Origin of the sequence: Luteococcus peritonei (assembly GCF_039526385.1) — a bacterium.
Classification (GTDB): Bacteria; Actinomycetota; Actinomycetes; order Propionibacteriales; family Propionibacteriaceae; genus Luteococcus; species Luteococcus peritonei.
The window spans coordinates 73,997-86,900 of record NZ_BAAAIX010000016.1 but is presented as its reverse complement, the minus strand read 5'-3'; the positions used below and the strand labels follow the sequence as shown (position 1 = coordinate 86,900).

Here is a 12,904-nt window from a genome sequence, read left to right as displayed (position 1 = left end):
AGGACGGGCTCCGGGTCTCAGCCCAGGCTGGCCGCGAAGTCGGTGCAGGCGGCGGTGAGACGCGTCATGGTCGCCAGGTAGGCCGGATCGCCGCTGGGGCTGATGAAGCCGTGGTCGACCGCACCGAGTTCCAGGACCTGCTTGCCGGTTGCCCGCGCCGCGGCGCCGTCCCAGAGCTGGTCCGCGCTGCCACCGGCCAGCAGCGCGGGAGCCGGCGATGCAGCCAAGGCCCCGCAGACCTCGGGGCGGGTGAGCATGGGCGTGAGCCAGATGGCGGGCATCGCGGCCCGCGCCACCCATCCGGTGGCCAGCGAGGCGACGGACTTGCCCAGCAGCATCATCGTCGTGGCCCCACCTGCGGCCTGGTGTGCCTGCTCCGCCGCCTGCTCTACGGCCTGCCGCAGGGCCTGAGGGTCCTCCCGCACATCGGCCAGGTCCCAGGCCACCGCGAAGACCTCCCAGCCCTGCTCGGCCAGCGCGCGGACCGGGAGCATGATGCCCGCCCCGTCCACCGGGTAGTTCATGCCGGGCAGCACCAGCAGTGCCCGCCCGGAACCCTGCGCCGCAGGCGTGTTGCCCCACCAGCGCTCCACCTCGATCGTCGCCATGGCACCATCCTGCTACGGCGAGATCGATGGTGTACTGGCGGCCCCACAACAGGATGAGCGCACGGGCAACGGACACGAGGAGTGTGGGATGACAACCTGGGTCAAGGCGATCTTCATGCGGGGAGGCACCAGCAAGGGTCTTTTCTTCGATGAGCGCGACCTCCCGAGCGAGGGGGCGGACCGCGATCGTCTCTATGCGCGCGCCATCGGATCTCCGGACCGGTTCGGCCGCCAACTCGATGGAATGGGTGGGGGGATCTCTTCGCTGTCCAAGGTGGTCAGCGTACGCACCTCGCAACGTGCGGGCGTGGACCTTGAGTACACCTTTGGCCAGGTCGCAGTGGACACGGGGACCGTGGACTACTCCGGCAACTGGGGCAATCTTTCGTCAGCGGTCGTGCCGTTCGCCCTACTGGCGGGCATCGTGCAGAGTCCCGAGGGTAACAACTGGTTCCGTGTCCACAACACCAACACGGACAAACTGATCGAGGTCGGCCTGGAGGTGGCTCATGGCGTCGCTGCGACGCGGGGCGATCTGGTGCTGCCCGGCGTTTCCGGAACGGCCGCGCCCATTGAGTTGCGGTACGTGAGTCCGGGGGGTTCGAAGACCAGTGGGGTGCTCCCACGGGGCTTCCCCTGCAGGTGCTGGATGTCGACGGTCGTGCGCTTGCGGTCTCCTTGGTCGATGCCGCGAATCCGATGGTCTTTGTTGCAGCCGCGGACGTGGGGGTTGCCGGTACCGAACTCCCCCAGACGCTGGAGGAGGACAGGCGTCTCATGGCCCTCCTCGAGCGGCTGCGCCGCTCGGCGGCTGTTGCGATGGGGATGTGCGCCAGCCCTCAGACCGCGGCGCAGTCTGTTCCCAAGATCGCCGTGGTGTCCGCCCCTGCCGAAAGCATCCTGCTGGACGGATCCACCGTGTCGGCAGGCGAATGCGACATCGTGGTGCGGACCGTGTCGATGGGGATCGTTCATCGAGCAATCCCCGGGACGGCCGCACTGTGCGTCGCCACGGCCGCCGGGATCCCGGGAACTGTCATCGCACAGGTGTGCGCTCCCTCAGGAGGGGGCTTGCGGATCGGAACCCCGTTGGGGGTCGTCACGGCCGCGGCCGACGTCGAGCAGGGCCGTGAATCGTACGAGGTTTCGAGCGCGTCACTCTTCCGCACCGCCCGGCCCCTCATGCGCGGAGAGGTCGCGGTGGAACCATGAGTCTCGCGACAACTCTGGCGCCGACCGGCCGCCTGCGAGCAGTCATCAACCTGGGCAACCCGGTCCTGGCCCAGCCGGGCCCCGATGGTCCACGTGGGGTGACCGTGGCAATCGCCGAGCATCTGGCTGACTGGCTGGACGTTCCCCTGGCGCTGAGCCAGGTGCCGGCCGCCCGTGACGCGTACGCCGCCATGGTCGCTGGCCACGCGGACCTCTGCTTTCTGGCGATCGAACCTGAGCGTGAGAGCGGTGTTGCGTTCACGCCGCCGTACGCCTTGATCGAGGGCGTCTACATCGCCCGACGAGAAGACCTTCGTGGGACGCCTGACGTCGACGCGCCAGGGATTCGCATCGGTGTCCGCCAAGGTGCCGCGTACGACCTGTTCCTGACCAGGACCATCCAGCACGCGGAGATCGAACGAGGACTGGAGGTGGCAGAGGTGTTCGAAGAGCAGCGGCTGGATGTCTGCGCAGGGATCCGGCAGCCGCTGACCGGTATGCCGAGAGTCGCGGCTATCGGGTTCTGGAACCTCCTTTCATGGAGATCCGCCAAGCTGTGGGATTGCCACGCGGTTCCCCGATGTCGGCTCTGCGGGCGGTCGTCGAGCGACTCGAGACGCTCAAGGCCGATGGCACCATCGCGCGGGAACTCGAGCTCAGCGGCGCCGACGCTGCGGTGGCACCGCCGGTCCCCTGACGCCTGTGGGACCCGTGGGTATCATCCGGGGATGGCTGACGACGAGCTGCGCACGGAGCTGGAGCAGAAGGCCGCGGATCTGCGGGCCCAGATCGTGGAGCTGACCCGGCCCCCGGAAGCTGGGGCCACCATCGGCTTCGGCAAGCGGATCGGCGAGGGCACCAACCAGGCCATCCAGCAGATGGCCGACGCCTCCTCCGCCTCCACCCTGGCCCAGGTGCTGGACCAGGTGGAGCGTGCGCTGGCCAAACTCGACGAGGGCAGTCACGGCCGCTGCGACGTGTGCGGGAACCCGATCGGCGAGGCCCGGCTGGAGTTCCGGCCCTGGTCGGTCACCTGCGTGGAGCACGCCACGGCCAGCTGACCCGGGAACGGCGAGGCCCCGTTCCCATGCCGGGAACGGGGCCGTTCAATCCTGCGTGGCCGGTGCCTCAGGCGCGACGACCGGCGTCGGGCGGGACGATGTCGCTGATCGGGTCCGGCTCCTCCTGCTGGAAGCGGTCCTCGAGGGTCTCCTCGGTAGTCAAGTCGTCGAAGGTCATCTCCTCGTCCACCGGAACCACGCCCGCGGCGCGGTTGTCGGTTCGCGCGTCGTCGTCCAGCGTGGTGGCCAGGTCTCCCCCGTCGTCGATCAGGTCCTGGGTGCCCAGGTCCTCGGCGGTGACCTCGCCGTAGGGGCGGTTCGCGTCGGCCATCTCGGTCAGCTCGTCGGTGTCCTCGACACCGTCCAGGTCGGAGTCCAGCTGGTCGATCTCGCCGGTCTCGTCGGACAGCTCGGTGGCGTCATTGTGCTCGATGCTCATGGCGCCAGCCTGCCACCCCACGACGGCAGGGTGACAGGCTGTTCGCCCTCGGCTTGGTCGCAGGTCCGCGGCTCAGTCCTCGTCGTTGCGGGGCCGGCCCGGGCCTCGCGGCTCAGGCACGTCGCGGGGCAGACGACCTGCGCGACGCAGGGCGTCGCGCAGGATCATCTCGATCTGTCCGTTCACCGACCGCATGTCGTCGGCCGCCCACCGGCTCAGCGCCTCGTGCACCTGCGGGTTGACCCGGAGCAGGATCTGCTTGCGCTGTTCGGGCATCCTCAGACCATCTCAGTACAGCGAGCCGGCATTGATCACCGGCGCGGTGTTCTGCTCCGAGCACAGCACCACCAGCAGGTTGGTGATCATGGCGGCCTTGCGCTCCGGGTCCAGCTCGATGTCGCTCTGGGCGTCCAGCTCGCGCACGGCCTGCTTGGCCATCTCGGTGGCTCCCTGGACGATCACCTGGCGGGCGGAGAGCACCGCGGCGGCCTGCTGGCGTCGCAGCATGGCGGAGGCGATCTCCTGGGCGTAGGCCAGGTGGGAGATGCGCACCTCGATGATCTCGACGCCGGAGACGGCCACCCGCTCGGCCACCTCGCGGGCGAGCTCGCCGTTGACGTGGTCGGGGGACTCGCGCAGCGTGACCACCTGCTGGGCGGGCTGACCCTCCATCGGGACAGAGTGGTCGTCGTAGGGGTGACTCATGGCGACGTGGCGCAGCGCGGACTCGGCCTGCTTGCGCACGAACTCGTCGTAGTCCTCCACCGCGAAGGCGGCCTTGGCGGTGTCGGCCACCTGGTAGACGACGACGGCGGCGATCTCGATCGGGTTGCCGTTGGAGTCGTTGACCTTCAGACCGGTGGTCTCGAAGTTGTCGGCCTTCACCGAGACCTTGCGGCCGGTGGTGAAGGGCGGGGTCATGTTCAGCCCGGTGCGACGCACGGTGCCCAGGTAGTTGCCCAGGAACTGCACCACGACGGCCTCGCCGGGGTTCACCACGCGCAGACCGGTGGCGAGGATGCCGCCCAGCGCCGCGAGCAGCGCGCCACCGATGATGCCGGCCACCGAGGGGCTGCCCGCCAGCAGGCTGGTGACCACCAGCGCCGCACCACCCAGCACCAGCAGGACGACCAGCAACAGCCCGGGCAGGCCGGACATGCTCCAGGCGCGGTGCTCGCTCACGTCGACGCGGACCCCGTCATGGCCCACCGGGCGCGCCTGCAGCGGCTGCTCCTCGGGGGTGACGGCGGTGCTGTTGTCGTCGTTCATCTTTGCCTCCCTCTCCCCTCCCGTTGCCGGGTCGGGTGCTCCGCGCCCCTCCGGGCGACCTGATAGCAATATGATATCTATTTTTTGGTGCACGGGAAGACGCCAGCACCTGGACTTTCAGACAGTTGTGGCACGGACCGCGAAAGTGCGGATCCTGGGTGGCCGGGAAGACGCAGAAGGCCCCGCCTCTCGGCGGGGCCTTCTGTGATTGTGGAGCTAAGGGGATTCGAACCCCTGGCCTCTTCCATGCCATGGAAGCGCGCTACCAACTGCGCCATAGCCCCTTGTGGGATGTCCTTTGAGCAGCCTTTCAGCCCCTCAGGACTCGTAGAACATTACAGCATGGGATCGCATCATGCAAAATCGGGCGCCACACGGTTGTAGGCCTCGAGCCGCCAGGGCAGGTCGGGGCGTCGCGAGAGCACGGACCAGCCACAGTTCGCCATGGGCCCGAGCTGCCAGCTGTGGGCAAAGTCCCAGCCCAGCAGATAGCCGCAGGCCATCCGGATGGCCAGGCCGTGGGAGACCACCATCAGGGTGCCGCCCTCGAAGCGGGCGGTCAGGTCGGTGAGCGCCAGGCGCATCCGCACGCCCACCTCGTCGGCGGTCTCCCCCTCGGGAGAGCGACGGAAGTCCTCGCCATTGGCCAGGGCGCGGGCGAAACCGGGATCGCGTTGCTGCATCTCGGCCCCGGTCAGCCCGCCCCAGCTGCCGACATTGATCTCGCGCAGCCGGGGATCGGTGACCACCTCGGTGCCCAGCAGGCCCGCGACGGCCGCCGCGGTCTCGGTGGCGCGGCCCAGGTCTGAGGAGAGGACGACATCCGGAACCAGGGCCGCGAGGTGCGGCGCCGCCGCGGCGGCCTGGGACCGGCCGGTGTCGTTCAGGCCGATGTCGAGCTGGCCCTGGAAGCGCCCTTGGGCATTCCAGTCCGTCAGGCCATGACGCAACAGCACCAGCCGGGTGGCTGGTGCTGTGCTGGTGACGACGGTGCTGGACATCAGGCGCCGACGGCGTCCTCGTCGCTCTGCTCGGCGGCGGGCGGGGCCTCGCGGCCCTCGTGGACGCCCAGCTCGATGCGAGGGCAGTCCTTCCACAGCCGCTCCAGCGAGTACAGAGCGCGCTCGTCGGTGTGCTGCACGTGCACCACCACGTCGAGGTAGTCCAGCAGAACCCAGCGGTTCTCCCGGTCCCCCTCGCGACGCACCGGCTTCAGCTTGTGCTTGAGCAGCTGCTCCTCGATGCCGTCCACCACGGCGCCCACCTGGCGCTCGTTGCTGGCCGAGACCACCAGGAAGATGTCGGTGATGGCCAGCTGCTCGCTGACGTCGAAGGCGACGATGTCGGTGCCCAGCTTGTCGGCGGCCGCCTGGGCGGCCAGCGTGGCGGTGGTGATGGCGATCTCGGTTGCGCTCAAGACTTCTCTTCCTTGGTCTTCTGGATGCGGGCATTCTCCGCGGCGGCGAGCTCGGCGAGCTCGTCCGGGCTGTGGCTGGTGTCCACGCGGTCCAGCACCGGCTCGGTGGTGGCGCGCAGCTGCCCGTACAGGCCGCGCTTGGCGATGTACTGCACGATGCCGTCCGGCACCAGGTACCAGATCGGCAGGCCCTCGCGAACCCGGTTGCGGCAGTCGGTGGAGGAGATGGCCATGGCAGGCACCTCCAGTAGGGTGACCTTGTCGGCCGGCAGGTGGGCGATGTCGCTCTCCCCCAGCGGGATGCCGGGCCGGCTGACGCCGATGAAGTGCGCCAGGTCGAAGAGCTCCTCGGCGCCGCGCCAAGTGAGGATCTTGGCCAGGGCGTCGGCGCCGGTGATGAAGAAGAGCTCCACCTCGCCGCCGCGGATCCGGCGCAGGTCCTTCAGGGTGTCGACGGTGTAGGTGTCGCCGGGACGTTCGATGTCCACGCGCGAGACGCTGAAGCGCGGGTTCGAGGCGGTGGCGATCACCGTCATCAGGTAGCGGTCCTCGGCGGCGGAGACGCCGCGTCCGGCCTTCTGCCAGGGCACGCCGGTGGGCACGAAGACCACTTCGTCGAGGCCGAAGCGGGCGGCCACCTCGCTGGCGGCCACCAGGTGGCCGTGGTGGATCGGGTCGAAGGTGCCACCCATCACGCCCAGGCGCCAGGGACGCTCGGGGCCGTCGGGATGCACGATGCCCAGCGCCTCCTTGCCGGGGGCGCTCTCGCCAGGCTGGGTCACGCTCAGCTGTGCGGGCGGTTGCCGCCGATGTTCAGGACGAACAGCAGCGCCGCGATCAGGACGGCGAAGGCGACGGCGAAGGCGGGCCAGGTCTCGGCCTGGGCATTCATCAGAACCATGGACATGTGCAGAGACTAGCCGATTCAGCCGCGCGTCTGCCCGTCCCCCACCACGACGTACTTGGTGGAGGTCATCTCCGGCAGGCCCATCGGGCCACGGGCGTGCAGCTTCTGGGTGGAGATGCCGATCTCGGCGCCGAAACCGAACTCACCGCCGTCGACGAAGCGGCTGGAGGCGTTCACCAGCACCGCCGCCGCGTCCACCTCGGCGGTGAAGCGGTTGGCACTGCCCAGGTCTGAGGTGATGATCGTCTCGGAGTGGCCCGAGCTGTGGGCGCGAATGTGCTCCACGGCCTCGTCCAGGCCGGCCACCACCTTGGCTGCCAGGTCCAGCGAGAGGTACTCCGCGTCGTACTCGGTCTCGGTCGCCTCGACGATCCGGTGGTCCAGACCGCGCACCGAGTCGTCACCGTGCACCGTGACGCCAGCGGCCGTCAGTGCCTCCAGGGCCTTGGGCACGAACTGCTCGGCGATCTCGGCATGCACCAGCAGGGTCTCCAGCGAGTTGCAGACGCTGGGGCGCTGGGTCTTGGCATTGAGCATGATCTCCAGCGCCATCTGCTGGTCTGCGCTGGCGTCGACGAAGAGGTGGCAGTTGCCGGTGCCGGTCTCGATCACCGGCACCGTGGAGCCGGTGACCACCGCCTCGATCAGCCCGGCACCGCCGCGCGGGATCAGCAGGTCCACCAGGCCACGGGCGCGCATCATCTCTCCGGTCACCTCGCGGCCACCCTCCACCAGGCAGACCGCGCCGGCCTCGACGCCCGCCTGCTCCAGCCCGCCGCGCAGGGCGGCCACCACGGCACGATTGGAGTCCAGCGCCGAGGAGGAACCGCGCAGCAGGGCGGCATTGCCGCTCTTGAGGCAGATGCCGGCGGCATCGGCGGTGACATTGGGGCGCGCCTCGTAGATGATCCCCACCACACCGAAGGGCACCCGCACCTGGCTGATCCGCACCCCGGCGGGGGTGGAGAAACCGCGCACCACGTCGCCCACCGGGTCAGGCAGGCCGGCCAGGTCACGCAGGCCCTGCACCATGCCCGCGATCCGCTCGGGGGTGAGGGTCAGCCGGTCCACCATGGCCTCCGGGGTGCCCTGCTCGCGGGCCCGCTCCACGTCGCGGGCATTGGCCTGCAGCACCGGCTCCTGTGCGGCGGCCAGGGCGTCGGCCATGGCCTGCAGGGCGGCGTCCTTGCGGGCCCGCGACAGGGTGGCCAGCTGGCGGGAGGCGGTGCGGGCAGCACCTGCCTGGGCGGCGAAGAGGCTCGTCATGGCGGCAAGACTAATCGGGCCTCGCCTCGCGTCGCGGCTAGGGTCGAGTGGTGAGCCGATACCTCAGCACCGCCCAGGTGGACCACCTCTTGCCCGATCCCCTCACCGCCATCGCGCTGGCCGGCGAGGCCCTGGTGGCCCGCTCCGACGGCGCCGCCCAGGTGCCGCCGAAGCCGGGGCTGGCACTCGGGGGCGAGGCCTTCGCCAATGCCATGCCGGCCGCCTGGCTGGACCGTGACCTGGCCGGTTGCAAGTGGGTGACCCTGGTGCCGGACAACCCCTCGCGCGGGCTGCCCACCGCCCAGGGCGTGATGGTGCTGGCCGACGCCACCACCGGCTCCACCCGCGCCGTGATGCAGGCGGCCCCGCTGACCGCGCAGCGCACCGCAGCCGTCACCGGGGCCTGCCTGCAGGCGCTGGCCGACGTCTCCCGCCCGGTGGCCTTCCTGGGCACCGGGGCCCAGGCCAGGTCCCACCTGCCGATCTTCGAGGCGATCGGGGTGCGCGAGGTGCGGCTCTTCGGCCGCCGCGAGGAGCCGCTCGCGGAGCTGCAGGAGTGGGTGGCCCAGGCCCTGCCCGGTCTGCGCCTGGAGACCACCACCGACAAGCGGTCGGCCGTCAGCGGTGCAGGGGCGGTGGTCAGCGGTCTCACGATCGGCCTGCACGGCGCCGAGCTGGAACCCGACCGCCTGGTCGAGGACGTGCTCCTGCTGCCGCTGGACTATGCCAGCAGCGTGGGCGCCGAGCTGGCGCGCACCACAACGATGGCGGCCGACGACATCGAGCAGTTCCGCGCCGTGGCCCCGGTGAAGCTGGCCCCCGACTACCCGCTGGCCGAACGGTGGACCGGCGAGCTGCTGCAGCAGGGCCGCCCCGGCGGACGAGTGCTCTGCCAGAACCTGGGCATCGGCATCACCGACCTGGTCTTCGCCGCGCACGTGGCCGAGCAGGCGGAGCGCTCGGGGCTAGGCGTCGAGCTGCCGGCCTAGCGACGCCGCGGGCGGCGGGCCAGCACCACGAGCACGTCGCGGTGCACCACCTCGCGCTCGTACTCGCGGCCCAGCGCATCGGCCAGGTCCTGCGACTTGCGTCCCAGCATGTCGGGCAGTTCCTCGGCGCTGAAGCCCACCAGGCCGCGGGCCACCACCTTGCCCTCGGGCGAGACCAGGTCCACCGGGTCGCCGGCCACGAAGTCGCCCTCGACGGCGGTGATCCCGGCCGCCAGCAGCGAGGCCTTGCGCTGCACCACGGCCTGCACCGCGCCCTCGTCGAGCAGCAGTCGGCCGCGGGCGCTGGTGGCATGGGCCAGCCAGAGCAGCCGTCGCGGGCGGCGCTTGGCGTCGGAGGGGAAGAAGGTGCCGACGTTCTGCCCGGTCATGGCGGCATAGGCCTGGTCGGCACGCGCCAGCACCACCGGGATCCCTGCACTGGTGGCGATCTGCGCGGCCTGCAGCTTGGTGGTCATGCCGCCCGAGCCGATGGCGGTCCCCCGCTTGTGGGTGTCCACCTCCAGGGCGTCGATGTCGGCCACGGTGCTGATCCGCTCACTGCCCGGGTCTGCCGGGTGGGCCGTGTAGAGCCCGTCCACGTCGCTGAGCAGCACCAGCGCATCGGCGCGCACCATCTGAGCCACCAGGGCCCCGAGTCGGTCGTTGTCACCGAAACGGATCTCGTGGGTGGCGGTGGTGTCGTTCTCGTTGACGATCGGCAGCGCCTGCAGCTTGAGCAGCTTGCCCAGCGTGCGCAGCGCATTGGAATAGGTGGTCTGGCGGGTCAGGTCGTCGACGGTGAGCAGCAGCTGGCCCACCCGCAGGCCGTGGGCACCGAAGCGCTCGGTGTACTCCTGCATCAGCAGGCCCTGACCGACGCTGGCGGCCGCCTGCTGGGTGGCCAGGTCACGCGGGCGACGGGCCAGCCCCAGCGGCGACAGGCCAGCGGCGATGGCGCCCGAGCTGATCAGCACCACCTGGGTGCCGTGGGCGCGCACGTCGGCCACCGCGTCCACCAGGCGCTGGATCCGGGCGGGGTCGATGCCGCCCTCCGCGGTGGTCAGCGAGGAGGACCCCACCTTCACCACGATCCGGTTGCACTGCCGCAACTGCTCGCGCAGCTCCATCGTCAGCGGGTCCCCTGATCCTGGTCGTCATCGTGCACGTGGTCGTCGTCGTGCACCTGGTAGCTGACCTCGACGCCCTCGCCGGGCTCGTCGCTGAAGTCCTCGTCACCGTAGTCGGCCTCGAAGCCGTTGCCGGCCTCGTCCTCGTCGGCCTCGTAGCCGGAGGTGGCGGCATTGATGACGCGCCAGGCGTCGCGGTGCATGCCACCGCGGCGCTCCTGGTACTCGGCATCCTTCTCGCGACGCCGCACTGCCGCCGGGCGCTCCCGCTCCAGGCGGGCGTCCTCGCCACGACGGGCCAGCATCTCGGCACCGATCTCCACCTGCGGGGCGAAGTCGAAGATCACCGCGTCCTCGCCACCGATGGCCACCGCGTCGCCGGCGCGGGCGCCGATCTGGAGCAGCTTGTCCTCGACGCCGAGCTTGTTGAGCCGATCGGCGAGGTAGCCGACCGCCTCGGCATTGTTGAAGTCGGTCTGGCGCACCCAGCGCTCCGGCTTCTCGCCGCGCACCCGCCAGACCTCGCCGCCCATGCCGTCGCCCATCCGGTGGATGGTGAAGGGCTCGGTCTCGGCCACCGCGCGGGGCCGGATCACGATCTTCTTCGGGGCCGGCGGCGGCATCTGCGCCCGGCGCTGTTCCACCAGGTCGGCCATGGCGAAGGTGAGCCCGTTGAGGCCCTCGCCGGACTTGGTGGAGATCACGAAGGTCTTCAGCCCGCGGGCCTCGACGTCGGCCTTGACCATCTCCGCGATCTCGGCGGCATCGGGGATGTCCACCTTGTTCAGCGCCACCAGCCGCGGGCGGTCCTCCAGGCCACCGTGCGCGGCCAGCTCGGCCTCGATCACGTCCAGATCGCTCAGCGGGTCCCGCCCCGGCTCGAAGGTGGCGCAGTCGACGACGTGGACGATGGCCTGGCAGCGCTCGATGTGGCGCAGGAAGTCGAAGCCCAGGCCCTTGCCCTGGCTGGCACCCTCGATCAGGCCGGGAACGTCGGCGACGGTGTAGGTCACGTCACCGGCCACCACGACGCCCAGGTTGGGCACCAGGGTGGTGAAGGGGTAGTCGGCGATCTTGGGCCGGGCGCGGCTGATCGCCGCGATCAGTGAGCTCTTGCCGGCCGAGGGGAAGCCCACCAGGCCGACGTCGGCCACCACCTTGAGCTCCAGCATGATCTTGCGGCTGTCGCCCTCCTCGCCCAGCAGGGCGAAGCCGGGGGCCTTGCGGGAGGCCGAGGCGAGCGCCGCATTGCCCAGGCCACCGCGGCCACCAGCGGCCACGATCGCCTCGACGTCGTCCCCGGTGAGGTCGGCCAGCACGTCGCCGGTCTCGGCATCGGTGACGATGGTGCCCTCGGGCACCGACAGCACGGTGTCCTCACCGCGCGAGCCGTTCTTGTGATCGCCCATGCCGGGCTGGCCGTTGGCCGCCTTGCGCACGCTCTGGCGGTGGTACTCCACCAGGGTGGTCACCTGCGGGTCGACGCGCAGCACGATGGAGCCGCCGTCGCCGCCGTTGCCACCGTCGGGACCACCGAGCGGCTTGAACTTCTCGCGATGCACCGAGGCGCAGCCGTGCCCGCCGTTTCCGGCCGTGACGGTGAGCGTCACGCGGTCGACGAAGGAGGGGATTGCCATGGTGGTTCTCTCTGCAGAAGTCAGGTGGTGGGCGGGCACGCACAGCGGTGGCTCGCCAGCCCTGCAATCCTACCCGGCAACGCCTGAGAGGGGCGGGACCAGAGGTCTTGTCAAGGAGGCTTGACACATCGCCCGACTGTCAAGCATGCTTGTCATGTCAAGGAGGCTTGACCATGACCGAGGAGAGAACGATGGACGTCCAGAAGACCCAGCAGACCGCCACCACGCTCGTGGCCTGCGGCTCCGCCTGCCTGATCGCCGCGCTCGCCATGCTGCAGCGCCAGCCGGTGCTGGGCTATGTCTTCATCGGCCTGTGCGTGCTGCTGAACCTGTCGGGCACCTACCTGTTCGGCAAGGTGCTGCGCGAGCAGCGCGACCAGACCGGCCGTGGAGAATGACGTCCGCGCCCTGCGCGAGCAGGGCGGCATGAGCCAGGCCGCGCTGGGCGAGCGCCTGGGCGTCTCCCGCCAGACGATCAATTCCATCGAGACCGGCAAGTACGACCCGTCCCTCCCGCTGGCCATCCGCATCGCGCGACTGTTCGGCACCACCGTCGAGGAGATCTTCCATGTCGAGGACTGATCGACCCTCCAGCGCCCGCCTCGCTCCGCTGCTCGGCATGGCCGCCGTGCTCAGCGTCTTCGCTGCCTTCTATCCCCGAGACCCCGAGACCGCCTGGGGCGCGCTGGCCGGCGGGCTGGCGGCCGTGGTGGTGATGCTCGTGCTGCAGCGGCGACGAGACGGTGGCCTGCTGGGACGCCAGGTGCGCGGGCAGGGCGACGAGCGCGACCAGACCATCACCCAGCGCAGCCTGGCGACGGTGGGCCTGTGCAGCTTCTTCGGCTGCGCCGCGGCCATGGTCGCCGTGGTCTGGGGCATGGACCCGCTGGTGGCGCTCGGCCTGATGACCTGGCTGCTGCTCGCGGTCGCCGTGGGCGCCCATCTCTGGTTCGCCCGCCGGCTCTGACCGGA

The 12,904-nt window shown here is 70.3% G+C and carries 17 protein-coding genes, 1 tRNA gene and 2 pseudogenes; 8 read left to right on the top strand and 12 right to left on the bottom strand.

Annotation, left to right across the window (positions count from 1 at the left end):
* Window positions 1–17 precede the first annotated feature (17 nt).
* A complete protein-coding gene (locus ABD073_RS07735) occupies window positions 18–608 on the bottom strand; it encodes a hypothetical protein (protein ID WP_343873438.1) in 591 nt (196 codons plus the stop codon).
* On the opposite strand from ABD073_RS07735, the pseudogene ABD073_RS15545 reads away from it, so the two are divergent.
* The 4 genes and pseudogenes from ABD073_RS15545 to ABD073_RS07715 all read left to right on the top strand — a co-directional run bounded on the left by ABD073_RS15545 (window position 523) and on the right by ABD073_RS07715 (window position 2,881).
* A pseudogene (locus tag ABD073_RS15545) lies at window positions 523–1,820 on the top strand (PrpF domain-containing protein). The gene ABD073_RS07735 and the pseudogene ABD073_RS15545 overlap by 86 nt on opposite strands.
* Window positions 1,817–2,392: pseudogene (locus ABD073_RS15540) on the top strand (transporter substrate-binding domain-containing protein); the annotation flags it as partial. The pseudogenes ABD073_RS15545 and ABD073_RS15540, both read left to right, overlap by 4 nt.
* Window positions 2,359–2,517: a hypothetical protein gene (locus ABD073_RS15585; protein WP_343873557.1), complete on the top strand. Its 159-nt coding sequence runs from the start codon at window positions 2,359–2,361 to the stop codon at window positions 2,515–2,517. The pseudogene ABD073_RS15540 and the gene ABD073_RS15585, both read left to right, overlap by 34 nt.
* A 31-nt stretch (window positions 2,518–2,548) precedes the next feature.
* Window positions 2,549–2,881, top strand: coding sequence for a TraR/DksA family transcriptional regulator (locus ABD073_RS07715; RefSeq protein ID WP_343873552.1), 333 nt, complete (start codon window positions 2,549–2,551; stop codon window positions 2,879–2,881).
* Between the two features lie 67 nt (window positions 2,882–2,948).
* On the opposite strand, the gene ABD073_RS07710 is transcribed toward ABD073_RS07715, so the two are convergent.
* From ABD073_RS07710 to ABD073_RS07670, 9 genes are all read right to left on the bottom strand, one after another.
* Window positions 2,949–3,320, bottom strand: a complete 372-nt coding sequence (locus ABD073_RS07710) for a hypothetical protein (RefSeq protein ID WP_343873437.1) — start codon at window positions 3,318–3,320, stop codon at window positions 2,949–2,951.
* Between the two features lie 72 nt (window positions 3,321–3,392).
* The gene (locus ABD073_RS07705; protein WP_343873436.1) at window positions 3,393–3,596 is read right to left on the bottom strand and encodes a type II toxin-antitoxin system antitoxin; all 204 of its coding nucleotides are present in this window, start codon (window positions 3,594–3,596) and stop codon (window positions 3,393–3,395) included.
* 12 nt (window positions 3,597–3,608) lie between these two features.
* On the bottom strand, window positions 3,609–4,589 hold the full coding sequence (locus tag ABD073_RS07700) for an SPFH domain-containing protein (protein WP_343873435.1): 981 nt from the start codon (window positions 4,587–4,589) through the stop codon (window positions 3,609–3,611).
* Window positions 4,590–4,800: 211 nt separating this feature from the next.
* Window positions 4,801–4,873 (bottom strand) — tRNA-Ala (locus ABD073_RS07695).
* Window positions 4,874–4,942: 69 nt separating this feature from the next.
* Window positions 4,943–5,590 (bottom strand): histidine phosphatase family protein, encoded by a 648-nt coding sequence (locus tag ABD073_RS07690; RefSeq protein WP_343873434.1) that lies wholly within the window; start codon window positions 5,588–5,590, stop codon window positions 4,943–4,945.
* Complete coding sequence (rsfS, locus tag ABD073_RS07685; protein ID WP_343873432.1) at window positions 5,590–6,006, bottom strand: ribosome silencing factor; 417 nt, start codon at window positions 6,004–6,006, stop codon at window positions 5,590–5,592. The genes ABD073_RS07690 and rsfS overlap by 1 nt, the downstream gene beginning before the upstream one ends.
* The gene (nadD, locus tag ABD073_RS07680) at window positions 6,003–6,749 is read right to left on the bottom strand and encodes a nicotinate-nucleotide adenylyltransferase (protein ID WP_343873551.1); all 747 of its coding nucleotides are present in this window, start codon (window positions 6,747–6,749) and stop codon (window positions 6,003–6,005) included. Before nadD ends, rsfS begins: the two co-directional genes overlap by 4 nt.
* A 41-nt stretch (window positions 6,750–6,790) precedes the next feature.
* A complete protein-coding gene (locus ABD073_RS07675) occupies window positions 6,791–6,913 on the bottom strand; it encodes a hypothetical protein (RefSeq protein ID WP_343873430.1) in 123 nt (40 codons plus the stop codon).
* Between the two features lie 18 nt (window positions 6,914–6,931).
* Window positions 6,932–8,179 carry a glutamate-5-semialdehyde dehydrogenase gene (locus ABD073_RS07670; RefSeq protein WP_343873429.1) on the bottom strand — a complete coding sequence of 416 codons (1,248 nt, stop codon included), beginning with the start codon at window positions 8,177–8,179 and terminating at the stop codon, window positions 6,932–6,934.
* A 50-nt stretch (window positions 8,180–8,229) separates the two neighbouring features.
* Between ABD073_RS07670 and ABD073_RS07665 the strand changes: the two genes are divergently transcribed.
* Entirely contained in the window at window positions 8,230–9,168 is a 939-nt protein-coding gene (locus ABD073_RS07665; protein WP_343873428.1) for a hypothetical protein, read from the top strand.
* On the opposite strand, the gene proB is transcribed toward ABD073_RS07665, so the two are convergent.
* Together proB and obgE are read right to left on the bottom strand one after the other, a co-directional pair.
* On the bottom strand, window positions 9,165–10,295 hold the full coding sequence (gene proB, locus ABD073_RS07660; protein ID WP_343873427.1) for a glutamate 5-kinase: 1,131 nt from the start codon (window positions 10,293–10,295) through the stop codon (window positions 9,165–9,167). The two genes, ABD073_RS07665 and proB, sit on opposite strands and share 4 nt — an antisense overlap.
* 2 nt (window positions 10,296–10,297) lie before the next feature.
* Entirely contained in the window at window positions 10,298–11,932 is a 1,635-nt protein-coding gene (gene obgE, locus ABD073_RS07655) for a GTPase ObgE (RefSeq protein ID WP_343873426.1), read from the bottom strand.
* 173 nt (window positions 11,933–12,105) lie between these two features.
* Between obgE and ABD073_RS07650 the strand changes: the two genes are divergently transcribed.
* From ABD073_RS07650 to ABD073_RS07640, 3 genes are read left to right on the top strand one after another with little or no spacing between them, the layout of a single operon-like run.
* A complete protein-coding gene (locus tag ABD073_RS07650; RefSeq protein ID WP_343873424.1) occupies window positions 12,106–12,330 on the top strand; it encodes a hypothetical protein in 225 nt (74 codons plus the stop codon).
* Window positions 12,320–12,514, top strand: coding sequence for a helix-turn-helix transcriptional regulator (locus ABD073_RS07645; protein ID WP_343873423.1), 195 nt, complete (start codon window positions 12,320–12,322; stop codon window positions 12,512–12,514). Before ABD073_RS07650 ends, ABD073_RS07645 begins: the two co-directional genes overlap by 11 nt.
* A complete protein-coding gene (locus tag ABD073_RS07640; RefSeq protein ID WP_343873422.1) occupies window positions 12,501–12,899 on the top strand; it encodes a hypothetical protein in 399 nt (132 codons plus the stop codon). Before ABD073_RS07645 ends, ABD073_RS07640 begins: the two co-directional genes overlap by 14 nt.
* Window positions 12,900–12,904: the final 5 nt, after the last annotated feature.

What these genes read in the sequence shown, in the direction of transcription:
- ABD073_RS07735 (WP_343873438.1), bottom strand. Translation starts at nt 608, where the DNA reads ATGGCGACGATCGAGGTGGAGCGCTGGTGGGGCAACACGCCTGCGGCG.
- ABD073_RS15585 (WP_343873557.1), top strand. Translation starts at nt 2,359, where the DNA reads ATGGAGATCCGCCAAGCTGTGGGATTGCCACGCGGTTCCCCGATGTCG.
- ABD073_RS07715 (WP_343873552.1), top strand. Translation starts at nt 2,549, where the DNA reads ATGGCTGACGACGAGCTGCGCACGGAGCTGGAGCAGAAGGCCGCGGAT.
- ABD073_RS07710 (WP_343873437.1), bottom strand. Translation starts at nt 3,320, where the DNA reads ATGAGCATCGAGCACAATGACGCCACCGAGCTGTCCGACGAGACCGGC.
- ABD073_RS07705 (WP_343873436.1), bottom strand. Translation starts at nt 3,596, where the DNA reads ATGCCCGAACAGCGCAAGCAGATCCTGCTCCGGGTCAACCCGCAGGTG.
- ABD073_RS07700 (WP_343873435.1), bottom strand. Translation starts at nt 4,589, where the DNA reads ATGAACGACGACAACAGCACCGCCGTCACCCCCGAGGAGCAGCCGCTG.
- ABD073_RS07690 (WP_343873434.1), bottom strand. Translation starts at nt 5,590, where the DNA reads ATGTCCAGCACCGTCGTCACCAGCACAGCACCAGCCACCCGGCTGGTG.
- ABD073_RS07675 (WP_343873430.1), bottom strand. Translation starts at nt 6,913, where the DNA reads ATGTCCATGGTTCTGATGAATGCCCAGGCCGAGACCTGGCCCGCCTTC.
- ABD073_RS07670 (WP_343873429.1), bottom strand. Translation starts at nt 8,179, where the DNA reads ATGACGAGCCTCTTCGCCGCCCAGGCAGGTGCTGCCCGCACCGCCTCC.
- proB (WP_343873427.1), bottom strand. Translation starts at nt 10,295, where the DNA reads ATGGAGCTGCGCGAGCAGTTGCGGCAGTGCAACCGGATCGTGGTGAAG.
- obgE (WP_343873426.1), bottom strand. Translation starts at nt 11,932, where the DNA reads ATGGCAATCCCCTCCTTCGTCGACCGCGTGACGCTCACCGTCACGGCC.
- ABD073_RS07650 (WP_343873424.1), top strand. Translation starts at nt 12,106, where the DNA reads ATGACCGAGGAGAGAACGATGGACGTCCAGAAGACCCAGCAGACCGCC.
- ABD073_RS07640 (WP_343873422.1), top strand. Translation starts at nt 12,501, where the DNA reads ATGTCGAGGACTGATCGACCCTCCAGCGCCCGCCTCGCTCCGCTGCTC.